The organism is Nocardia arthritidis (assembly GCF_011801145.1).
GTDB classification, from domain to species: domain Bacteria; phylum Actinomycetota; class Actinomycetes; order Mycobacteriales; family Mycobacteriaceae; genus Nocardia; species Nocardia arthritidis_A.
Window position 1 is genome coordinate 2,988,849 of record NZ_CP046172.1, and the last position, 22,261, is coordinate 3,011,109.

Here is a 22,261-nt window from a genome sequence, read left to right on the forward strand (position 1 = left end):
GCGAAGTATTGGTTTCCGTGAGGGGGAACAGTGGACACGCTGAAGCTCGACCCGGCGGCGATGGCCGCCTACACGAAGATCGCGGAGACGGTTTCGCAGCAGCTGGCATCGGCGGCGCAGGTCGCGGGCGGCGCGGTGAATCCGGAGCGATTGTCGGCCGATCTCGGATTGATCGGCGCCCAGTTCGCCCAGCGGTTCACGGCGGCGGTGACGGAACATCAGCAGGCGCTGTCCACCGCGGGCCGCCTGGTCGCCGCCTATGGTGCGGTGCTGCGCGGATACAGCGCGGATATGCACGCCTCCGATGTGGATACCGCCGCGAAGCTCGACCGGGCGAAAGGGGAACTGGCATGAGGAGATTGGCCACCCTGCGGCGGCGCCCCGCCGCGGCGCCCACCCGAGAACCGGTCCGCCGGACAACTTCCAGCGATCCCGAGGTGGATCCGCCGATCGTCGCCGCGCTCGTGCAGCCGATGCTGCGGCTGCGCGCATCGCTCGGCACCGGCGCGTCCACACCCGATCCGGCCATCACCCGAGCCCTTTCCGCCGCGTCGGCGCAGGCGGCCGATACCGAGGGCCCGCACCGCGACGGTCTGCACGCCCTGGAATCGACCTGGTCCTCGACCGGCGCCGACGCCGCCGTGCCCGCGCTGCGCACCACCCAGACCCAGATCGGCGACATCTCCGATCGCGGACCGGCCTACCTGTCGGTGCTTTCCGCTGCTCAGTCGACGAGTTCGCGTGCGGCGCAACGGGTCGACCAGATCATCGCCGACTTCCGCAGGGATGCCAAGCAAATTCTGGGCAATGCTTCGTCGGCGCCGGAGGCCGATGCCGTGATCGCGCGGGCCACCCAGGCGCTGCGCGATGCCGTCAGCACGGTGCGGGCCGCGCAGACCGAAATGGACACCCACACCCAGACCCTCGACGGTATGGGCCCGCTCACCGTCACCCAACCGGCGGGCATCGGTACGACGCCGTCCACCCAGTACGTCCCGGGCACCGGAATCGGCACGGGCGTCGGCACATACGGCACCGGCGTTCCCGGTCAGCAGCTCGATCCGGTGCAGGCCGCGCAGTTGCAGGTCCAGCAGCAGCTGATCTCGGCGGGCGTGCAGGTCGGCACCGCGGCCATCAATGCGGGCGTCAACATCGGCACCCACCTGATCGATAAGATCGTCGAAATCGGCACGCACGCCATGGATACCGTCGGCTCGTCGGTGGACAAGGTGATCGATAAGGCGATTCCGGAGTTGATTCATCCCGGTTCCACCCAGCCACAGGGTACGAGCGGCGACAATCCGAGCACCGGCACGCCGGGTACGCCCGGGGTTTTCGACTTCGGCAAGGGCACCGGGACCGGTAACGCCTCCGCGCCCGCGCCGTCGTCACCCCTTATCGCGCCGAACGCGCCGAAACCGGCCCCGAATCCGGCGCCGTCCCAACCGCCCTTCCAAACTCCCGCCGCCGCGGATCGACCACCCGCTCCCGCACCTGCCAAACCCGATCCGGCACCCGCGCCCGCGCCCAAACCGTCGGCCGACACTCAGGCCCAGCCCGCACCGACCGGCGGCATGGTGGTGCCGGCGGTGCCGGGCGGCGGCGATCAGGAACACAAACCGAAGGACGGTCAGCTCGGGGTGACCGTGCCCGCGGCGCAGGAGACGGTTCCGGTCGCCGTAATCGGCGACTTCGGCGATGACACGCTCTGATTCGAACGAGCCCGGCCAGGAACACAATCCGTTCGACACCGGTCTACCCATGCTGCGGTTGCCCGCCAAGTCGCAGCCGAAGCGCAAGGTGCGCCGCGGTTCCGGCCGGCGCGCGCCGCGACCGGAGCCGAACCAGGGAGTGAGAGCGGTGCGCGGCGACGAGGATTGGCAGCGCTGGCTCGATCCGGCGCCGGAAAAGCCGGTGATCGAGCCGGAGCCGGAGCCGGGCCGGTACCGACGCGACCCGGCCGACGCCGAACCGTATGAGGAGAACCGCACCGTCGTGCCGTCGATCATCGACCGCACCGGCGGCAATCCGGGGCTCGGGCTGCGGCGGCCGCGGCGGCGCGACGAACCGGCGAGCAGCGGGAATCGGTTGCTGCCGGTATTGATCGCGCTGGGCGTGACGGTGGCGATCGTCGCGGTGGTGCTGGTGGCGTTCAAGGCGTCCGGCAAGACGAAACATCCGTTGGCGCCGACCACCTCGTCGGTGGCCGCGCAGCCGACGGCGGGTTCGTCGGCCGCCGCGACGAGCGAGCCGGCGTCGGCGGTGGCGACGCCGGGCTGCGCGCAGCAGCGGACACCGGATGTGGTGTCCGGTACCGATCCCGGCGGCACCGGTGATGGACCGTCGGCGATCCTCGCCTTCGAACGCGCCTACTACGTGCAGCGTTCCGGATACGCGGCGCGCGCCGTCGTCGCCCCTGACGCCACCGTGCCCCCAGCCGAACAGATCCAGCGCGGGATCAATCAGATCGCGGACGGCACCCGCTACTGCGTGCGGATCACCCCGACACCCGGCGGCGACGGCGGACAGACGCGGTGGCAGGTGCAGCTCACCCAACAACAGCCGGGGCAGGATCCGCAGACCTTCACCCAGGTGATCACCACCCGCACCACCGCGGATCGCACGCTGATCACCGCGATCAGCGCCGGCTGACGCACAGCCCACAGAATTGGTTGTTGCGCAAGCCTTTCCGGCTGATTAATGTCGCCGGTGGACGCGCGAAGACACAGTTCGGTATGGGTTAGTCCGAACGGCGCTTGTCGCTCGAGCAGCGCACCCCCCACGGGTGCCACCTGTGCGTTCCTTCCATTGTTGCGTTATGTGAAGGGACGAATTCGTCATGCTCCATGTCATGATCGCCGGCGCCGGATTGGGCGGGATGGCGCTGGCCCAGGGGTTGCGCCGGGCCGGAATCGAGGTCACCGTCTTCGAACGGGATGCGACGCTCACCGCGCGGCGGCAGGGTTACCGGCTGCATATCGATGCGCTCGCCCACGCGGCGCTGCGCCGGCTGCTGCCCACCGAGAACTTCGAATTCCTCGACGCCACAGCCGGTTTGCCGAAACCTCGGTTCACGGTGCTGGACCGAGACAGCCTCGACGCGGTCTTCGTGCAGGACTCGACCGAGCCCATCGATCTGGCGGTGGACCGGCTGCTGCTGCGGCAGACCCTGCTCGCGGGCATCGAGGACCGGGTCGTCTTCGGAAAACAGCTGTGCGACTACGAGATCGGCTCCGACGGGCGGATAACCGCGCGATTCGCGGACGGCGACACGGTCACCGGTGACGTGCTGATCGGCGCCGACGGTGTGAATTCCGCTGTGCGCCAACAATATCTGCCGAACGCCAGGGTGGTCGACACCGGGCTGCGGGCACTGTACGGAGTGGTACCGCTGACGGCGGAGGTGCGAAACCTGTTGGACGACAACATGTTGGGCATCTTCACCATCGTTCCGGGGCCGGAGCGGACGCATTTGGGCGTCGCGCCGGTCGAATTCCGGGAATCGCCGGAAACCGCGGCGGCACGGTTGACGCCGACGCTGCGTCCGCTGTCCACCGCCGACTACCTGACCTGCTCCTTCGGCGCCCGCGCCGAATGGTTCGGCCTGCCGGACACCCGGCTCCTCCGCGAGCTCGACGGCCCGGCCCTGCATTCGATAGTCGTTGCCGCGGTAGCGAATTGGCATCCGCGGTTGCGCGCCGTCGTCGACCGGATCGATCGGTCGGCGATGTTCGCGCTACAGATCCGCTCCGCCGTCCCGATCGCCCCATGGCCGACAACCCCCATCACGCTGCTCGGCGACGCCATCCACGCGACAAGCCCCGCCGCGGGCGCGGGCGCCTGCGTGGCCCTGCGCGACGCCGCCAACCTCCGCGACGCACTCGTCGAGGCCGCCACGAACGGCAACCTCATTGCGGCCCTGCGCAATTACGAACACCAAATGATCGACTACGGATTCGCCGCCGTCCGCCTCGGCGCCACCAACGGCACCCGCTTCCTCGGCCAGGACCCCCTCCCGATCGACTGAGCGCGGCCCGTCGCGTCGGGGCCCTACTCCTCCGGCTGCTCGAATTCGGCTGCCCAGTCGGTATTCTCGGCCGCGACGATGGCCTCGACGCGCTCGGCCAGCAGCGTGCGGCGGTTGCCGCTTCGATAGGGGCCGCTGTGCGTCAGGTAGAGGTGCTTCTCCCGTTTGAGCGCCTCGGCGGTCAGGCGGTAGCGCAGCCAGTTGGACTGCCACTGATACAGCTGCTGCGCCCCCTCCGCGACGACGATCGAGGCCGCGATGATCGCGGTGAGCACGGCGGGCGCGGCGAGGGCCGCGACCGGCACCGCCGCCCCGACCACGATCTGCCCCAACTTCACCAGCTTGTACATTCGTTGCGCCGCAGCGCTTCTCGCGCTGTACCACTGCAATTGCTCAACAAGCCGTAACCACACCGGGTCGGTCTCGACGCCCGGTCCAGGTGTCTCCACACACCACTCATAGCACGGGAATCCGCCGCGCGGGTGCGAAAAACCATCCGGGCACTAGCATTGTTCGTACGACGCGGCTGAGGGGTGCGGGAGGTGCGTCAGCATGGGTGAGGAGATCGAGGCGGCCGACGGCATGTTGAATATCGCCGCGACTGCGCTCGCGACGAATTCGCTCGGCCCCGGTCGCCGGGCCGTCGTCTGGGTGCAGGGCTGCCCGTTCAGCTGCCGCGGATGTATTGCGCCGGAATGGATTCCGTTCCGGACGCAGCGGCTGGTCCGGCCCGGTGAGCTGGCGGCCGAACTGTTGCGCGGACCAGCGTTCGACGGGCTTACGCTCAGCGGTGGTGAGCCGATGGCGCAGGCCGCCGGGCTGGCCGAGTTGGTGCGGCACGTGCGCGGTGAAAAGGATGTCACCGTCGTCTGTTTCACCGGCTTCACGTTGCGGCGGCTGCGGCGCGACCCGCCACTGCCCGGGGTTGCGGAGCTGCTTTCGGTGGTCGACGTGCTGATCGACGGCCAGTACGTGGTCGCGCGAAACGACGGGCGCGGGCTGCGCGGCAGCACCAACCAGCGGGTGCACCGGCTGACCGATCGGCTCCGGGACTGCGGCTACGACTTCGAAAATCGGCCGAGGTCTGCCGAATTGCGAATAGACGAGCGGGCGGTGACGCTGATCGGTGTCCCGCCGCCCGGACTGTTGGAAACGCTGGACGAGGTGATCGACGGTTTGCCGGGCGGTGCGCGATGACCGGCGCGGTACGGGTGTTCATCTCATACGCCAAGGCGGATCGGGCGCACTCCGACGCGGTACGAAACCTGTGGAACTTCTTGCGGCAGAACGGAATCGACGCCAGGCTCGACCTTCCCGCCGCCGGTCGACGACAGGATTGGCCGGTCTGGATGCAGCGTGAGATCGAGGCCGCGGATTACGTGCTGGTGGCAGCTTCGGCCGCATATCGAGCCAGCTCCGACCGGCGGGCCGCGAACGGAGCGGGCCGGGGCGCGAACTACGAGGCCGCACTGCTGCGCGAATTGATCTACGCCGATCGGGAAAAATGGTACGGCCGCATTCTTCCGGTGCTGCTGCCCGGCGCGACGGCCGACGATATTCCGGTATTCCTCGGCCCGTACTCGGGCAGCAAGTACACGGTGCGGGATTTCACCGTCGCCGGCGCGGAGAAGCTGCTGCGGGTACTCACTCGGCAACCGGAGGATCCGGAACCGATGATGGCGAAAGGCGTTCCGAAACTGCCACCGCGTTCGAGCGGATTACCCGGGGCTACCGGAGAATTGGCCGTCGCGTTTCTCGGTGCGAGTCCCTTCGACATCGCGCTCGGCCGGGTGCGCGGCGATCGGGAATTCCAGGCGATTGCCCGGGTCGCGCGGCGGGGTGGTTTGCGGGTCGCGGCCCGAACATTGAGTACTGCGGGCGATATCGGGAAGCTGCTGGAGGAACGGCCGGATATCGTGCACTGCTGCGGCGCATTCCGCAGCGCGGACCGCGCGATCCTGCTCGCGGATCCGACCGCGCAGCCGCACGTCATCTCGATCGACGGGCTGGTCCAGCGGATCGGTCTGGCGAGGGAATATGGGCGGCCGCTACCGCGGGTGATCGTGTTCTCCATCGGTGCGAGTGCGGAATTCGCCACGGATTTCACGGATTTCGCCGAGACCGTGATCGCGTGGCGCGGTGCGATCGACGCCGACTGCGCTCGTTCCTTCGGTTCCGTGTTCTACGGGGCGCTCGCTCGCGATCCGCACTGCGATATCCGCGGCGCCGCGCGGTTGGCGGCCCGCGATACGGCGGCAGGTAACGGTTGCGACACTTTTGCCGACCAGATGGTTCTATTGGGTGACTGAGTCCCGTTCTCTCGCCGGATAATTCGCGGGAAGTGTAAAAGTCAACCCATCGGAAACCGGGGCGAACTCCCGTATACTCGCGCTGGCAACGAAGCGCGGAATTCGACCGCGCCGATCGCCGAAGTGGGGTGGGAGAGCTATGAGTGGCCGTAAGCGAATCTATGTCGCGGAAGCGGATTGGAATAGGTTGCAGGCCGATGCGCGCAAATTGGCGCAGGTGAACCGAGATCTGCCGAAGCTCGTCGATCAGCTACGCACGCAGACCGAGCGGGACCTCGCGCATTCCATGGCCGAGGTCGAGGCCAGACACGATCGCTTCGAGACGGCGCTCACCGACTTGAGCGATGCGACCCGGGCGGCCGAGGAGCGCACCGCGCGGCGGCTACGCGACACCTCGTCGGCGATCCTGTCCCGGGTGCGCGATCAGCATGCCCGCCTGCGCGGTGAAACCGCCGCGGCGCTTCGCAAGGACCGGGAAACCTGGCAGCGCGAACTCGCGGACGAACGGGCAAGGCGCACCGAACAATTGGCGGAATTGGATCGCAAGGTGACCGCGCTCGCGGACGATCGGTCGCGCGCCGCGCGGCTCACCGAAACCTATCTGAACGACGCAGCGATACTGCGCGCCCAAGTGGCCGAGTTGCCGCACGAACGGTACTTGCCCGGCAAATTGGCTGAACTGGATGCGAAACTGCGGTCCTTGCAGGCCGATCGGGACGGCGGCGGGTTGGATGCGTTCCTGCTCGCCAACGCGCGGGACTTCTGTCAGGAGATGGGCGCGCTGCGCTCCGAACTCGTGCTGCTCGACACCGAATGGCGCGCCTGCCGCATCGCGGCGGAGACCGAACTGCTCCGCCTGCAGGGCGTTATCGAAGGCAATGCGACGCTGGACCCGGAAATCATCTTCGAAACGGGCGAGGCGGTGGCGCGGCCCGATGTCGACTACTGGTCCAGGGGCGCACTGAAAAGGCTTGCCGCAGAAGTGACTACGCTGCTGGCGCAGGTGCGTGACGATGAGCTGCCGCTGACGACCGATGCGCTGCGGGAGCTACTCGCGAGCCGGGTGCCGGAATTGGACCGGCGGCTCGATTCGGTGGTGGAGCAGGCGGTTACCGGATTGCGCTCCTCGCAGCTGCGCGCGAATCTTGCCGACCTCATCGCCGATGCGCTGGACCGCCGCCACCATTATCAGGTGGTCGAGAGCGATGTCGGCTACGCGGACGCCGATCAGCGCGGGGCATTTCTGGCCAAGAGCGCCAACCACGTCACCGGCAGCGAGATCGTCATCGAGGTGGCGCCGGGGGAGACCGACGACCGCCCGCCGACGGTGCGGCTGCACAACTTCGACGGCGACGTCGCCGAGGAGGAGCGGACGGTGCGCACGGTATCGATCCATGACAGCGTCCTGGAACGTACGGGCATCGATCTGCGGTCCGCGGAGGAGGCGTCGGAGCCGGATGTTCGGGTGCGGGACGTCGCACAGTTGGTCCGACGGAAGGGCATGGCCACCGAGGCGGTGTGAACAGGGGCGAAGCGATGACCGAGTATCCACCGGGGCGACCGGCCGCGCCGATGGCGATGCCCGAGCGGCTGACCGGCGCCACCCGGCCGCTTCCCGGCGAACCGTTCTGGGTTCTGCACGGCTCCGGTTTGTCCGATCTGCTCGTCGGCGCCGATCTGCGGCCGCGGTCGGTGGAGGAAATGCTTTGGGAAATATTGCATTTCGAAGGCTACGAGCGGATCGTCTTCAGCGACTACCGACAGCCGGTGTACTTTCGGGATGCGCGCTCGCGCGGGCTGACCCGCGGCGCCGATCCACCGCCTTCCGAATCATCTAGGCGGACAAGTCGTTTCGCTGGACCACTCGGCAAAGCGATGCTGTTGGATACCCGGACGGCCGAGCGGGTCGCGCCCGCACTGCCGCGCGGCGCCGCCACCGACACCGAGCGGCTGCGGATGCTCGACGGTCTGATGACACAGCCCGCGCCGCGCACCGCCGTGGTGGTGCTCGCGGCCGAGACCTGGCTGCCCGATATGCCGCCGGAGGTGCAGCGCTCCGCCGCGGAAATGTTCGTCCGGTGGAGCTCGGGCCGGGCGGCGACGCGCAATACCTGTGTGCTGCTGTTCAATCGAACTGAATTCGCCGGCGTCGTAGAACTGCTGCATCAGCAGAGCTATGCGCCGCAACTGGCTGATCGAATGGCCGAATTGGCGAGCCGCCCTGTGCCGGTGATCGGCCGGATCGACGACCCGGCCGAGGCCGAACTCGGCAGGCTGGTGCACTACGTTCGACTGCTGAACGGATTGCGCATCGGCGATTGGGCCGGCCTCGGTCACCTTATGAGAGTGATGGCGGCACAACGGCTTCAGGTCCGGAACTGGTGGCCGGAGTTGGTGTCCTGTGCGGAACGGGATATACCGCTGACCGTCGCCGCGCTGGAACGGGACGGGCTGATCAAGGTGGTAGTGCCGGAGAGCCGGGATATCTGGCGCGAACTCGATGGCATGGTCGGGCTACGGCCGGTCAAGGAGTTCTTCGTCGCGCATCGCAGCGCGCTGGCGGCCGAGGCGGCGTTGCGAGTGGCCGGACGCGGCACCGGACGCGAACCGGTTTCGCCACATCTGATCTTCCGTGGCAGTCCCGGAACCGGAAAAACGATGGTGGCCAGGATGATCGGGGAACTCTACCGCGATCTCGGGCTGCTGCGCCGCGGGCACCTCGTCGAGGCGAAGGTTTCGGATCTGGTGTCGCCGTATGTCGGTGACACGCCGACCCGAACAGAAGCGGTGGTGCGGCGCGCGCTCGACGGCGTGCTGTTCATCGACGAGGCCTACCGGTTGAACAGCGACCGCGGTCTGGAAGCGGTGAACGTACTGCTCGCGGATATGGAGAATCTGCGGGACCGGCTGGTCGTCATCTTGGCGGGCTATCCGGACCGGATGGCCGACCTGCTCACCTGGAATGAGGGGCTGTCCAGCAGGATCCCGCCCGGCAATCGGGTCGAATTCCCGGATTTCGAACCGGATGAGCTGCTGACGATTCTGCGTCAGCAGATCGAGGACCGGATCGGGATTCCTTGTGCGCCTGAACTTCTCGAAGAATTGCGGGCGGTCACCCGCAATCTGTACCTCACCCGTGACGAGACATTCGGCAACGCACGCACGATGCGCGAACTCGCCGCGGACATCCTGCGGGGTTGGGCGGTGCGGACGCGCCCGACACCCGGCTGCGATATCGCACCGGCCACGATCGACGACATTCCGCCGCATTACGAGAAATACCGTAAGCACGCCGAATCGCTGGATCTGGTACTCGCCGAACTGGATCCGATGATCGGCCTGGGCGCGGTCAAGCAGGCCGTGCGCGAACTCGCGCTGGTGCTGCGGCTGCGCCAGCAGCAACCGCACCGCCGCAGTGAACTCGCCGCGCCGCACATGCTCTTCCTCGGTCCGCCGGGTACCGGCAAAACCACGGTCGCGCGGTTGATGGGCCGGATCTTCGTCGCGCTGGGTCTGCTGGTCAAGGGGCATGTCGTGAGCGTGACGCGGGCAGATCTGGTTGCCGGCTACGTCGGGCAGACCGCCGAGAAGACGCGGGCCAAGGCGATGGAGGCGCTCGACGGCGTGCTGTTCGTCGACGAGGCGTACGACCTCGCCGGACGCGGCGCCAACGATTTCGGGTCCGAGGCCATCACCGAACTGGTCGCTCTCATGGAGAACTATCGCGGCCGATTGTCGGTGATCGCGGCCGGTTACCCGCGGGAGATGATGTTGTTCGAACGAGCCAATTCGGGATTGGCGTCGCGGTTCACCCACCGCCTCGAGTTCGCGAATTACACGGTGCCGGAACTGCGCTCGATCTTCGAATACATGGCGCACCACGAACATTTCGAACTCGCCGAGGGGACGCAGGCCAGGGCGGTGCGCTGGCTGGAGGCGGAGCGCGAGGCCGAGGGCGAATACTTCGGCAACGGCCGGTCGGTGCGGAAATTGCTGGGCCTGGTCGAGACTCGGCTCGCGGTGCGCATCGGCGGACTGCCGCCGGATCAGCTGGCCGCGCACAGCACGCTGATTCTTCCCGTCGATGTGCCGGAGCCGGAATGACCTCGACCGTCATGACCTGTCCGGTATGTCTCGGCGCGATCGGCGACGAGGCGGCCTGCGCACGGTGCGGGTGGGTGCTGTCCGCCGGACCGTGGCTCGGCCCGATCGGCGACGCGGTGCGCGACCGGTTCGATCGGGAAATCGCAACGGTGGCACGGCGTTACGACCTGTCGGCGGTCGCGCGGGCAGGAGTGCTCGGTGTCGCGGATGAGTTGGTCGCCGAAATGTGTGCGCTGGTGCGTGGCGGCGAAGCCGCCGAGGACGAGCTGGCCGCGGTGCGGGTCGGGGTCGAAGTCCCTGCGCGGCAGTCGGTTTGGGAGGCATCGGTGCGGGCGCTGGTGTGGGTGAGCATGGAACCGTTGCGGCGCACGCTGGTTCTGATCGATATCGGATACGAGGACGTCCGGGTGCTCGAGTTGTCCATCGATCCGTTGGGTGCGCCCGTGACCGATGGTCCGCCGCACCGGATTCAGTGGGGGTCGCTGTTGACCGAGCGGCCCGAGTCGGATGCGGCGGCGATGCTGCTGCTGGCGGGCGGTATCGGGGAAGGCTATCCGCCCGGATACGGCATCGACGCCGCCGCATGCGCCCGGCTCCTGCCGACGGCATCCGGTTCTCATTCCAAAGTGCAAGTACTGCACCATCTTTCGGGATGGGCGATGCCGGACCGGATCGCCGCCCGGTTCGCTCCGACCGTTGCATGGGTGCATGGGCCGGTCGATGACCGGTTCGCCGCCGCCGGGGTGCGTGGGCGGCAGCTCGATGACCGGGTCGCGGTCGCCGAGGTGCACGGGCCGCGGCTCGACGAACGGTTCGCCGGGGTGCTCGCCGCGCAAATGCCGCTACTGACCCAGCACGGGCTCGTCGTCGTCGAGGTCGATGCGGCCGGGAATACCCGTCCACGGGTGCATCCGCTGTTCCGGGCGGGGGCCACCGCGGCATCCACGCGAGTCGCCTCGGCGGACATCGCTGTTCCGGGCGATGCGAGCGAACTCGTGCTCGCCGTTGTCGCCGGCGCCGTGGACACCCCGCCGCACCGGTGCACACCGATCGTCGTTGCCACCTGCCCGATGCCCGACGAGCCCACCGCCACACTGGAATTCATGCTAGGCGGGCCGGGCGAGGTGATCATCTCCAGACCACAAGGGAGCCGCACCGACTCGGTCGCGCTGTCCGGCTGGCCCGCCGTACTCGATGAGATCCCACCGGTCCACCGGCCGTTGCGACACGCATTGGATCTGGTCTTCGCCATCGAATTGGGTGGTACCGAAACAGCTTTGGCGCACCGCCGGAAGCTGATCACCGCGACGATCGATCTGCTCGCCGATCGGCGCCCCGGTCAGGGCGCGGTGCGGGTCGCGCTCATCGGCTATGCCGACCACGTGGGACACGGCAGGCAGCGAGTGCTGCGGATACATAACTTCGAAGCGCTCGACACCGCCCGGAGGGCCGCCGAAAACCTCAGCGCCACACCGCTGATCGAGCCATGGGCGGCCCCGCTGGAGGACGCCCTCGCGGCCGCGGCCCGGCTGGCCTGGCGGTCGTCGCCGGTCGAGCGGCGCATGGTGATCGTCGGCAGCCGTCCACCGCACCTGCCGACCCACGACGACGCGGCGCGCTGCCCCAACGGCCACGACTGGCGCGAACAACTGAAACGCGGAAAGGATTCGGGTGTGCGATATCTCGCGGTCTGGGATCCGCCGGCCGGGATGGATGCCGATAGCGCGACCACCAGGCGAGCCATCAAGGTGTGGCAGCAGCTCAGCGCGCCGCACCGGACGATTCGACTCAGCGGCGCCGTCGCCGAATTCGTCGCCATCCGCGCCGATCTACTAGGGCGAGTGGAACGCACCGCGCCCCTGCGATTTCCGATTGTGCCCGGGCGAACAGATCAGGAGAACATTCGATGACCGGCCCACAACAGCCACCGCCGCCCGCCCAGATGCGCCTGGGCATCTGGGGTCCGCCCGGCAGCGGGAAGACCACCTACCTCGCCGCGCTCAAACTCGCCACGCTACGCAGCGAACTGCCCGGGAACTGGATCATGAACGGCGCCGACGATGTTTCGACCGCCTTTCTCGAGGAGTCGATGCGCAAACTCACCGAGGATCGCACCTTTCCGACCGCCACCGAGAAACATAAACATATGCTCTTCCGCTTCACGGGTGAACAGCACATGGTGCGCGGAACCCTCATCAAGCGTGATGTAGTGGAGCGCAACGCGTTCGAGTTGGATGTGCTCGATGCGCCGGGCTGGCTCTTCGGCCTGCAGGAGGATCGGCCGCAGCACGACGCGGATGCGTCGGCGATGAAACTGCCGGATGACGGGGGCCTCGCCTTTCCGGACGAGCCGGAGAGTGAACTCGAATTACCGGATGCGGTGACCAACGATATCGAGGAGCTCGTCGATCACCTGCAAATGTGTCAGGGCATCATCTATCTGTTCGATCCGGAGCGTGACAGTCGCGAGGGCGACGCCTTCAAGTACTTCCACCCGATTCTGGAGAAACTGGCCGCACGGATCTTCCAGGGCGGCTATCCGGGTACTCGGCTGCCGCAATGGGTCGCCGTATGCATCACCAAATTCGACCAGCCGAATATCTATAAGCTGGCGCGCCACGGCGGGTTCACCGTGCAGAGCTCGCAGCCACCGTATCTGCCGATGGTGGAGAACTGGCGGGCTCCGCACTTCTTCGAATGGCTGTGTAAGGATGAGCAGACCAACACCGATCTGGTGGCGCGAGGGCTGCGAAACCACTTCGATCCGGCCCGTCTCGGCTATTTCGTCACCTCGTCCATCGGGTTCTACGTGACCAACGGCCGGTTTCGGTTGCATGATTTCCTCAATGTGGAGCGGGTCGGCTCCGGTACCGGCAGCGACTTCCGTATCCGGGGCAAGGTATATCCGATCAACGTGCTGGAGCCGCTGATCTGGTTACACGAAAGCCTGCGAGCGACGCGATGACGGATTCCGAGGCGCTGGCGGGTTGGGCGATCGTCAGCAAACCACCGGGGAGTTACGCCGACTATTCGGTGCTGGCCGCGAGTCGCGCTCCGTATTCGGAGCGCGATATCAAAGTGCTTGTGCTCGGCCGCAACCCGGGCAACAGCCCGTCGCCACAGGATCCGGAGCCCGCTGCGCTGCCATGGGTATGGTTTCAACCCGCGGCGATCAATGACATCAGCTATCTCGGCATCACCATCCGGAGCTGGACAAAGGAGGTGGACGCCACCAACCGGCCCATTGCGATCAATCACTTCTGCTGCTTACCGCTGGATGAATTCATCACCGCGGGTTGGGGTTTCATCGATTTCTATCAGGCCGCGATGCGCTTGCGACCGACAATCGACGCGATGCGGCCCGGCGACGACCAACAGATCCCGGTCCAGCTGTCCGCACCGCAACCACGTCCGACCGGGAGCTGGAACGAGGACGCGTTGCGTTATGCCGCCGCCGCGCTGCTCGACAAGGAGCGCAACGTCGCGTTACTCAGCGGCCCAACAAAGCTGGAATCGCGGCTGGCACTGTTGGATTCGATAGCGGAGTTGCTGCCGCGCGGGGCCAGAGGGTGGTTGACCGCCAGCGCATGGGCGGAGTTCGGCGGCAAATACCGGATCGCCCTCACCTTCGCCCAGGGGGGTCGAGCCGGTGACGTGACCGTCGATGTGCGGACCGCCGCGGTGACCGGACCGGTGCTCTCGCCGGCGGCCGCGAATTATCAGGCCGCGCTCGGATTGCTTTGCGCTAAGCACGGAACCGATGGGCTGGCGCACCGTCTCGCACAACTGACCGGATTGCGTGAGCGTGGCGCGGGATCGGCTCTGGCGGCCCTCGAAGATATGGACCTGCCCGATATCGTCCACAGCAGCGCGGTGAGACGGTGTCTGCGACTGGAACAACTGCGCAAGCTGTGGGCGCAGGGGAAGGCCGAAACACTCGGCGTGGACCGGCTCGGTGCGGTGCTGACAGCCTATCTCGACCGCGCGGGGGTGGTGGATATGGTGAACGACCGGGAAAACTTCACGAGGTCTTGGAATTTCGTTGTTCGAGAGGTCGGCACATCGACGTTACACGAGGCGCTGACGCGGGCGTTCGGACGACTGTTGCGCGCCACGCCTGGGGAGGAAACCCTCTGGCGGCTAGCCGATTTCGCGCGGAGACTGGATGCCGGGCGCGCATTCGCCGAAGTGCTGCGGACAGAATCGTCTTCTGATCTGTTCGGTCGCGACGAAGTAGCCGGTGCCATTGTCGACTTGGTGGCGGAATCGTATTGGACCACGCTGCTGGCGCCGACGATTGTCGCGGCACCGAGGTTGACGGCGGCGGCGATCCGAGCCGTCTTCGTGACGAAGCAGGGCGCTGGGGCGCAATGGCCGCACGAGCTGGACCAGGTGAGTAGTTCGGATGCGTTGTGGCAGCGGGCAAGTCGCCTTTTCCAAGGTCTCGCGCGCCGGACCGGCGGTCTGCAGCCCGCGGATATCGAGGAGCTGTGGCGGGCGGATCCGACGCTGGTCCACGAGCTGCTGAATATCGCCCGCGCCGAACGGTCGGACCAACTCGGCATTCTGGTGAGCGCGTTATTGCCACTCGCGGAAGGGAATTCGGCAATCGCACTACCACAGTCGTTGATCGACGCGCTTTGTTCGCTTCCGGTGTCCGACCCGGCCCAGCAGGCGCGGATCGACTTTCTCGCCTATCGCAATGGCGGGCACCCAAAGCGTGGGCTGGAAACCGGAGAGGCGTACCGCAGAGCACTGCTGGACATTTCACGCCGAGAACGGTTGACCACAGATGAGCGGGCGATCTTGCTCGACTTCGTGGCCGATCGGCTCCAACCGGGTTGGGCCACAGAGGATGGTGGGTCGATACTCGATCTGCTGTGGCAGCTCAGTCATCCGGATGGTGCGACGAGCGTCGTCACCCACCTCCTCCGGAGAGCGGTCGCGGAGGAGGTGGGGCGCTCCGGCGATCGCCTGATCGGCGAGCGTGCCATGCATTTGTGGATGACCGAAATCGATAAGGATCCGGAGTCGGCGCGGATCGCCGTACAACTGCGGGTGCGTCGGCTTTCGGCCGAAACGCCGCTCGACGACGTCGCCGCGATCGTGGCCGACCTCTACCGCCACGAAGTACGGGAGCATGAGCTGATCGCGATCCTCGAGCAACGCGGTTGCGTGTGGCATCCGACTCAGTGCCTCGAAATAGCCGCCAGAACGACCGCGATTCTGGCGTGGCAGCGGCTCGAGGAGCCGCCGCACACGCCGGGGATGTGGCTGATAGCCGCGCGCATGGAGGGCAGGCTCGGCGGCAGGCCGAGTTCGGACGACGTGCGGGCGCTGGATGCGGTGGCGCAGGCGAAACTCGATCTGTGCCGGGCAGTACTGGCGGCGACACGAAACTCGGGCGAGGCTACCCGCATTCGCCGGGCGGCCGATACAGTGCGTCAGTTCGTGCCCGGGCTGGGTAGCAAGGATTCCGGTGCGGATCGCTGAGCAGCCGTGCACGCCGATCGGAATCGACATCGGAACCGTGTATACAAAGATCGCGACCGATCCAGGAACACCACCGTGGCAAGAACCAACACCATGGCGCGACGCGGGGCCGGACGCCGCGATCGCTGACCTGCTGCGATTGCTGACCGGTCGCGGGCCCGGCACGCTGGAACTCGTTGTCGCGGTACCGGATCGGTGGACCTACGACGGTCCGGACGAGCCGCTTCGCGCACCGGAAGACACCGCCGTCGGCAATCGGTGGCGCACCGCGCTGCTGGCGGCGGGGTTCGCGAGGGTGCGGTTGGTCGCGCGCCTGCACGGCTTGGCGGCCGTGCTCGGCGGACCTGACGGTTGCCGCCTGCTGTGCGATATCGGATCCGGCAACATGTCCGCCGCCGTCGTCGAACGGTCCGGGTCGGCCGTACGACTCATCGATGTCGCGCACCGGGATATCGGTGAATTCGAGCCTGCGGCAGCCATGCTCGGCCCCGGCCGGACACCGGGGCTACTGGCCGCGCTGCACCGGGAGCGCCTGATCCGCAGCCGGCGGGCGCAGCTGGTGCTCGACCGGGCCGAGCGGATACCGCGCTATCTCGGCACGACGGTGTATCTGCCCGGCGCACATGGCGATTCGATCGACGCCGAATCGGCGGGTGCGGCGCTGCGCCCGATCGCCGACCTCGCTGCCGGGCTGCTGCGCGAGTTGCTGGCCGCGACCGGCGATCCGCTGGACGAACTGGTTTTGACCGGTGGAAACGCGCTCGGCTCCGTGGTTTCCAGTGCGGCGGCCGCCGTATCGGACCGGATCCACTCGGTCCGCGTGCTGCCACCGGGCACGAACGCCGAAGGCGCGCTGCGTATCGCGCGCGGAGAGGTCGTACCGATGACCGGATACCCGCATACGATCGGCCTGGTTTCGCACCGGATCCGGTACGGGCGGCTGGAATCGGTCATACTGCCGGTTCCGGCCGCGGGTGCGGCGTTGGAAGTGGAAGTCGTCGAGAGCCAGGGGGTTTCGCCGGTGATACGGATGCGACCGAACAATGCCGGGGCATGGGTCGATTGCGCGCCGAGCGAGCTACGGGTGCCGCCGGGGCGCTATCGGGTGCGGGTACTGACGCGGCGCTCGCGCGACGGGATGCTGAGTTTCGCGGACGCGCACGGGGACGCGGTGCTGGAACTGCCCATCGCGGCACAGCGGCGTCCGGCATGACCGATGACCCATGTGCCGCGATTCGCGCGATCGTCGGCAACGGCACGGATCCCCTTGCGGCGCTTCGGGTGCTGCGGCACGCCATCATATGGTCGGCGGCCACCGTCGCCGCGGCGCTCTCCGGATCCGGCGATGAGCCGGGAACCGACGATGCCGCACTGGAATTGGTGATCGCCGTCGACGACGCCGTGGCCGAGGCCGACCTGCTCGTCGACGTGGTCCCGAGACTCGCGGACCACGCGCTGGCCGGGGTCCGGGTCACCGAATATCTGCGGCGCCAGATCGACGCGCTGGTAAGTCTTTCCGACCAGGTCGCCGCCGCCGGGCATGAGTATGAGGCGGTGCGCGATGTGGAGGCCGAGCTGATAGCCAGTGGCGCCGAACACGATCGGCTCACCGCCCGGCTCGCGGAGCTGACCCGGCTGCGCGAACTCGCCGACTCGCTGCCCGAACTGCGGGACATGCATGATGAGCTCACCCGGCGGGAGTCGGCGATGCTGGCCGAGACCGACGCGGCCGAAGCGGCCCTGCTCGCCACCGCCGAACGGGTCGGCGCGCTGAGCGCCGAACGGCTTTCGCGGCTCGGGACCAGCACCGCCGAAGCGCTTACCCGACTGCGCGACACCGAATCGCGTTGGGCGGCGGTGGCCGCACAGTTCGCCGACGCCGAGCGCAAGGTAACCAAGCTGCGCGACGAATACCTGGTGCTGTCCGCCGCTTTGCGAGCGCATGCCGAGGTCGACGCCGATCTGACCGCCAGGCTCGACGGCGCTGAGCGCGGCTCGGTAACCGACCGGGTCCGCACCGTGCTGGCCGACGTCCAGTCGCTGCTGGATCAGGTAGACACCGCACTCGGCGATACGCTCGCCCGCTACGACCGGATCAATGCCGAGGCCCATCGGGAACTGCACTGGCGGGAGGATTCCTGAGTTCCGCCGCAATGATTTCGGCGTCCGCACGGCAGCGCGAATGGTCGGCGCCGCCCGTCCGTCGGTAGATCGCGACGGCGATCGCGATCTGCCCGTATGCCGCGGCGAGGAATCCGAGATCGCGCAACGCCAGCGCATAGCGGTGTCGAATCGCGGCCCGGTCGATATCCGAAACATTCGGATGGACAAGCAATTTCGCCATATCCCTGCGCAGGGTACGGGCGTCGCGCCGACCGGTTGTCGATGGGCGGCCGATCGCTGGGTACGGCAGTCGATTTGTCGGCTCGATCAGGGGATTGTTTTCGCCCGCAATTGCTTTCGAGTTCGAATCGGTCGCGGTCGGCCGCGCTTCGAGTAGATCGGCGGGCCGCGGATCCGCCGAGGAGTCAGGTGCATCGCCGCACGTCACAAGCGCATTCGACTCGGCCGATGTCGAATCCGATTCCCTCGTACCAGGTTCCGGAACCGGCTCGGCCGAGACGGGCCGGTCGCCATCGCCGCGCAGGTAGGCGGACCACGGATCATCCACGGAATCAGGCAGATCGACAGCCGGGCCGCTAGGGGATACCGGAGACGCATCCTCGGATTCGAGGTCGATGACAGGCGGCGTGGCGGGTTCTGCGGCGTTCAACTCCTGCGCGATCACGCTCAGCCCCCGGCGGATTCGGGCCGCGAGAGGACCGTCGCGGTCCTCGGGTGCGAGCTCGGCGAGGGCGAGTTGCAATTCCCGTTCCGCGTCCGCGTAGTTGCCGCACTCGTGCGACAACTCGCCGAGATCCATATGCGCGGCGGCCGAATCGACTCCCGTATCGCCTAATTCGGCGAGTCGCGCGGCGACGGAGGTGAGCAGTTCCAGTGCCTCGGCATGCCTGCCGCCCTGCGCGCGGATCGCATCGCAGAGTGCCCAGCGCACCACCTCGATGTCGTGCTCGGAGTCGGATAGTGAGCGCAGCGTGGACAGCACCTCACGTAGCTCCCGCTCGGCCTCGGCGGGCCGGCCAAGCGTCAAGTGGATCAGCGCGAGCATGACCTGAGCGGGCAATGGCCGTGCCGCGTCGCCGTCGAATCGCAGCGAGTCGATGAGCGAGATCAGGTCGCGCTCTGCATCCAGGAAGCGTCGCTGCTCACACAGCACTTGAACCAGCGTCGAGCGCAGCGACCAAATGGTCTCGTGATCCCTGCCGTACAGGCGTCCCTGGACATCAATCGTGTCCCGCAGCAGCTGCTCGCATTCGGCGAGATCGCCGTTGCGCCGCGTGATGTGCGCGAGCGCCGAGCGGGCGTACACGGTCTGCGGATGATCGGTGCCGAGCGCTGCGATCTGATCGCGCAGCAGTGCGCGCAGCATCGCCTCGGCCCGCGGATTGTCCCGATCGGATTCGATGATCAATTGGGCGTAGACCAGACGGTTGTTCAACACCATCAGATCGTTCGGCCCGAAGAGCCGGGTCTGCCGTTCGATCAGCTCCTCGATCGCCCCGGCACCGCCGACGGGATCGTAGCGAAAATGCCTGAAGGCCGCGCTCATCCGGATGTTGACCACGGCGCTGCTGTTCTCGCCGACGGATTTCGCCATCGCGTCGGCGATGGCGAGCACCCGTTGTTCGTCGCCGACCGGATCCTCGTCGGCGAGGTCAGCGCCTCTGGTGTTGATCAGGGCCGCCAACCCGAGCAGCGCCATCGGATGTTCCGGATTCAGCGCGTCGCGCTGAATCCGGAGCAGTTCGCTCAGCTGAATCTCGGCGCCGCCGGTATCGTTCAGCAGCCGCAGTATCGCGAGCAGCGCCATGCGGGTGGCGAGGGTGTGCGGACTGTCCGGTCCGTACCGCCGCTCCTGCACCCGCAGCACCGCACGCAGCTCGTCGCGCGCCTCGCCCAGCCTGCCCTGCCCCGCCGTGACCTCGGCGAGCACCGCACGGATGACCAGCACCGCCGGATGGTCGCGGTCCTGGTCGACCTCGGCGAGCCGGGCGTCCAGTGCTAGGCCCAATTCCCTTGCGGCCTCATCATATCGACCGGTCGTATTGAGCAGGCGGCCGTAGCCGAGGTGCGTTTCGGTCGCCGCCTCGGCGCAGATGCCGCGGGCATGATCGTCGAGCAGCTCGCGGTACATGGACTCGGCCTCCGCCGTGCCACTGGTCGCCAGGGCCTGCGCAAGTTGCAGTCGAACGCCTATCAGCAGTTTGTCGTCGGGTGGTAACAACGCGCGGGCATCGGCAAGCAGGGTGCGCAGTTCGCTGCACACCACGGTGGCATTGCCCTCGGCCCCGTTCACCACCGCGGCGCCGAGCCGGGATTCCAGGTGGACGCGGATATGGTCGACATCGTGCCCGAGCGCGAGTGCGGCCGACCGAAGCAGGGCGAGTTCGATCAGCGTGTGCGCATCGCGCAGCGCGCCGTCCACGAATAGATAGCCGGCACACGTGCTTGCCGCGTCGACCGCGCGGGCGAGTGTGTCGGCGGATTCGTCCGGCAGGCGCTCCAGCACGCCGCGATGCAGCGACGGCAGCGTCGACCAGCGTCGTTCACCATCGGATGGCTTTGTCACCGAAGTGAATTCGGCGAGCAGACCGACCGCGGTGGTCCACACGGCCGCGCGGTCTGGACCGCTGTCCCTGCTCGCCGCGACGACCTCGGCGAGCAACGGATGCAATGCGACGCAATCGCCGTGCGCGGTATCGTCCTCGGTTGCCGCCAACTGATCCAGCAGCGCGTGGGTTCGCATATTCCGGACGATCTGATCCAGGGCGGTCTGAGTGAGATCCGCGGCGGGCGGGCCGAGCGGGGCCAGCGGCGCACCGGCGACGAGCAGCCCGAGATCGATCGGATGCGGCGAGCCGTAACACGAAAGCAGTTGCAGCAGTTGGCGAGCGGCCGGCATACCGTGTTCGGCCAGCAGGCGCAGCGTCAGCTCCCAGGTCAGGCGGACGGAGCGGCGAGCGTCCGCCTCGTCGTCCGGGTCGGCCGGTGTCGGCTCGCCGGCATCGAGCAGTGCCAGATCGTCGCGGACCGCGGCGCCGTATGCGGCGAAGGTGCGGTATCTGGCGAGCGGATCGCAGAGATAGCCCCCCGCCAGGCGCAGGGCGAGCGGCAGTCCGCCCAACTGTGCCGAGAGCAGCGCCGCATCCGTCGGATCACCGGCGTTCGGGGCCCGCTCCAGCAAAAGTGCGGCGCCGTCGGCGTTTTCGAGCGGGTTCACCCGGTGCAGCCGCGCCGCGTCGCCCCACGGATGCTGGTCGCCGCGCCGCGTGGTCACCAGCACCAGACCGGCCCGGCCGGGCCGGATCCAACCGGTTCCGTCGTAGTGGTCGGCCGATGCGCCCAGCAGTTGACCGCGGCGCAGATCGTCGACATTGTCGAAGACGAGCAGCCAGCGCCGGTCCGCGGATTCGAGGCCGCGCCAGACCAATTCGCGCACCTGGCCGTAATCCGACTGTGCGGCACGCAGTTCGCGCGGTGGGACGCCGCATGCCGCGGCCACCGCGAGCATCGACCGCGCCACCTCGGCGCCGCGGACCCAGTACACATCGATGCCTTGATCCCTGGCTTGCACCGCGAGCCACAGCGCGAGCGAACTCTTTCCGCCGCCGGCGATTCCGTGCAGCACGATGATCGGCGCGCCGTCTTGTCCGAGCGCCGCGTTGAGCGTCCGTTTGAGGGTGTCGCGGCCGTGCAGGACGGGTGGTGTCAGGCCGAAGGGCGGCTCGGTAGTCGGTTGTCCAGCCGATGCCGGACCGTTCGCGAAGGCATCGGCGAGACCGCCCGCGGCGGTGTAATAGTCGAACAACCCGGGGCGGGCGGGCGCCACGGCACCCTCGTCGGTCATCCGAATCCCCCAATCGGTTGAGCGGCCGCGAATCGGCGATCGATTCGTCCGCTGTATTTCCTTGGACGACATCATGATTGTCCGCCTCGATCCGCCGAAAGATACCGGATCGGCGCGGTTCGGGCGTCGCTGAAACGGTGTATCCTGCTGATGTAGCGGGGAGTTCGTTCGAGATCTATTGGTGCTCGGCTATTTTCGGGGGCTATCCGCTGCGGCCTACTCCGCGACGTTATGAAAAATACTGTTTTACATGTCGAATGTGCTGCATTGCCGACAGTCGTCCGATTGCCGCGATCCACTGTGCCGAGATAGCGCGCGAATTACTCGGAGCGCAACGAACGGTCACGGCGGTCCACCGCC

General features: G+C 67.4%; 15 protein-coding genes. 13 read left to right on the forward strand and 2 right to left on the reverse strand.

The genetic code is table 11. From position 1 onward, the window contains the following. The first annotated feature begins 30 nt into the window (after window positions 1-30). The 4 genes from F5544_RS13165 (at window position 31) to F5544_RS13180 (ending at window position 4,027) form a co-directional block, all read left to right on the forward strand. Complete coding sequence (locus tag F5544_RS13165; RefSeq protein ID WP_167473462.1) at window positions 31-354, forward strand: hypothetical protein; 324 nt, start codon at window positions 31-33, stop codon at window positions 352-354. Then, a complete protein-coding gene (locus tag F5544_RS13170; RefSeq protein WP_167473463.1) occupies window positions 351-1,712 on the forward strand; it encodes a hypothetical protein in 1,362 nt (453 codons plus the stop codon). The genes F5544_RS13165 and F5544_RS13170 overlap by 4 nt, the downstream gene beginning before the upstream one ends. After that, complete coding sequence (locus tag F5544_RS13175; RefSeq protein WP_167473464.1) at window positions 1,699-2,652, forward strand: hypothetical protein; 954 nt, start codon at window positions 1,699-1,701, stop codon at window positions 2,650-2,652. The genes F5544_RS13170 and F5544_RS13175 overlap by 14 nt, the downstream gene beginning before the upstream one ends. A 199-nt stretch (window positions 2,653-2,851) precedes the next feature. Continuing rightward, entirely contained in the window at window positions 2,852-4,027 is a 1,176-nt protein-coding gene (locus tag F5544_RS13180) for an FAD-dependent oxidoreductase (RefSeq protein WP_203217551.1), read from the forward strand. 23 nt (window positions 4,028-4,050) lie between these two features. On the opposite strand, the gene F5544_RS13185 is transcribed toward F5544_RS13180, so the two are convergent. Next, entirely contained in the window at window positions 4,051-4,476 is a 426-nt protein-coding gene (locus F5544_RS13185) for a DUF4231 domain-containing protein (RefSeq protein WP_167473466.1), read from the reverse strand. Window positions 4,477-4,579: 103 nt separating this feature from the next. Here F5544_RS13185 and F5544_RS13190 point away from each other — a divergent pair, with 103 nt between their 5' ends. From F5544_RS13190 to F5544_RS13230, 9 genes are all read left to right on the forward strand, one after another. Next, window positions 4,580-5,224 carry a 4Fe-4S single cluster domain-containing protein gene (locus tag F5544_RS13190; RefSeq protein WP_203217552.1) on the forward strand — a complete coding sequence of 215 codons (645 nt, stop codon included), beginning with the start codon at window positions 4,580-4,582 and terminating at the stop codon, window positions 5,222-5,224. Beyond that, window positions 5,221-6,336, forward strand: coding sequence for a toll/interleukin-1 receptor domain-containing protein (locus tag F5544_RS13195; protein WP_167473467.1), 1,116 nt, complete (start codon window positions 5,221-5,223; stop codon window positions 6,334-6,336). The genes F5544_RS13190 and F5544_RS13195 overlap by 4 nt, the downstream gene beginning before the upstream one ends. Window positions 6,337-6,475: 139 nt before the next feature. Continuing rightward, the gene (locus tag F5544_RS13200) at window positions 6,476-7,858 is read left to right on the forward strand and encodes a hypothetical protein (protein ID WP_167473468.1); all 1,383 of its coding nucleotides are present in this window, start codon (window positions 6,476-6,478) and stop codon (window positions 7,856-7,858) included. Between the two features lie 14 nt (window positions 7,859-7,872). Then, window positions 7,873-10,440: an AAA family ATPase gene (locus tag F5544_RS13205; protein WP_167473469.1), complete on the forward strand. Its 2,568-nt coding sequence runs from the start codon at window positions 7,873-7,875 to the stop codon at window positions 10,438-10,440. Further along, window positions 10,437-12,350, forward strand: coding sequence for a hypothetical protein (locus tag F5544_RS13210; RefSeq protein ID WP_167473470.1), 1,914 nt, complete (start codon window positions 10,437-10,439; stop codon window positions 12,348-12,350). The genes F5544_RS13205 and F5544_RS13210 overlap by 4 nt, the downstream gene beginning before the upstream one ends. Then, a complete protein-coding gene (locus tag F5544_RS13215; protein WP_167473471.1) occupies window positions 12,347-13,405 on the forward strand; it encodes a hypothetical protein in 1,059 nt (352 codons plus the stop codon). Before F5544_RS13210 ends, F5544_RS13215 begins: the two co-directional genes overlap by 4 nt. Next, entirely contained in the window at window positions 13,402-15,933 is a 2,532-nt protein-coding gene (locus F5544_RS13220) for a hypothetical protein (protein ID WP_167473472.1), read from the forward strand. Before F5544_RS13215 ends, F5544_RS13220 begins: the two co-directional genes overlap by 4 nt. Then, window positions 15,920-17,146: a hypothetical protein gene (locus tag F5544_RS13225; protein ID WP_167473473.1), complete on the forward strand. Its 1,227-nt coding sequence runs from the start codon at window positions 15,920-15,922 to the stop codon at window positions 17,144-17,146. Before F5544_RS13220 ends, F5544_RS13225 begins: the two co-directional genes overlap by 14 nt. Next, window positions 17,143-18,075 (forward strand): hypothetical protein, encoded by a 933-nt coding sequence (locus F5544_RS13230; RefSeq protein WP_167473474.1) that lies wholly within the window; start codon window positions 17,143-17,145, stop codon window positions 18,073-18,075. The genes F5544_RS13225 and F5544_RS13230 overlap by 4 nt, the downstream gene beginning before the upstream one ends. Here F5544_RS13230 and F5544_RS13235 read toward each other — a convergent pair. Continuing rightward, on the reverse strand, window positions 18,029-21,901 hold the full coding sequence (locus F5544_RS13235) for a tetratricopeptide repeat protein (RefSeq protein WP_167473475.1): 3,873 nt from the start codon (window positions 21,899-21,901) through the stop codon (window positions 18,029-18,031). The genes F5544_RS13230 and F5544_RS13235 overlap by 47 nt on opposite strands. Between the last annotated feature and the right edge of the window lie 360 nt (window positions 21,902-22,261).

Excerpts from the sequence above, each read along its gene's own strand:
- F5544_RS13215 (WP_167473471.1), top strand. The coding sequence starts at position 12,347 with ATGACCGGCCCACAACAGCCACCGCCGCCCGCCCAGATGCGCCTGGGC.
- F5544_RS13200 (WP_167473468.1), top strand. The coding sequence starts at position 6,476 with ATGAGTGGCCGTAAGCGAATCTATGTCGCGGAAGCGGATTGGAATAGG.
- F5544_RS13210 (WP_167473470.1), top strand. The coding sequence starts at position 10,437 with ATGACCTCGACCGTCATGACCTGTCCGGTATGTCTCGGCGCGATCGGC.
- F5544_RS13195 (WP_167473467.1), top strand. The coding sequence starts at position 5,221 with ATGACCGGCGCGGTACGGGTGTTCATCTCATACGCCAAGGCGGATCGG.
- F5544_RS13235 (WP_167473475.1), bottom strand. The coding sequence starts at position 21,901 with ATGACCGACGAGGGTGCCGTGGCGCCCGCCCGCCCCGGGTTGTTCGAC.
- F5544_RS13230 (WP_167473474.1), top strand. The coding sequence starts at position 17,143 with ATGACCGATGACCCATGTGCCGCGATTCGCGCGATCGTCGGCAACGGC.
- F5544_RS13170 (WP_167473463.1), top strand. The coding sequence starts at position 351 with ATGAGGAGATTGGCCACCCTGCGGCGGCGCCCCGCCGCGGCGCCCACC.
- F5544_RS13190 (WP_203217552.1), top strand. The coding sequence starts at position 4,580 with ATGGGTGAGGAGATCGAGGCGGCCGACGGCATGTTGAATATCGCCGCG.
- F5544_RS13220 (WP_167473472.1), top strand. The coding sequence starts at position 13,402 with ATGACGGATTCCGAGGCGCTGGCGGGTTGGGCGATCGTCAGCAAACCA.
- F5544_RS13205 (WP_167473469.1), top strand. The coding sequence starts at position 7,873 with ATGACCGAGTATCCACCGGGGCGACCGGCCGCGCCGATGGCGATGCCC.
- F5544_RS13175 (WP_167473464.1), top strand. The coding sequence starts at position 1,699 with ATGACACGCTCTGATTCGAACGAGCCCGGCCAGGAACACAATCCGTTC.
- F5544_RS13180 (WP_203217551.1), top strand. The coding sequence starts at position 2,852 with ATGATCGCCGGCGCCGGATTGGGCGGGATGGCGCTGGCCCAGGGGTTG.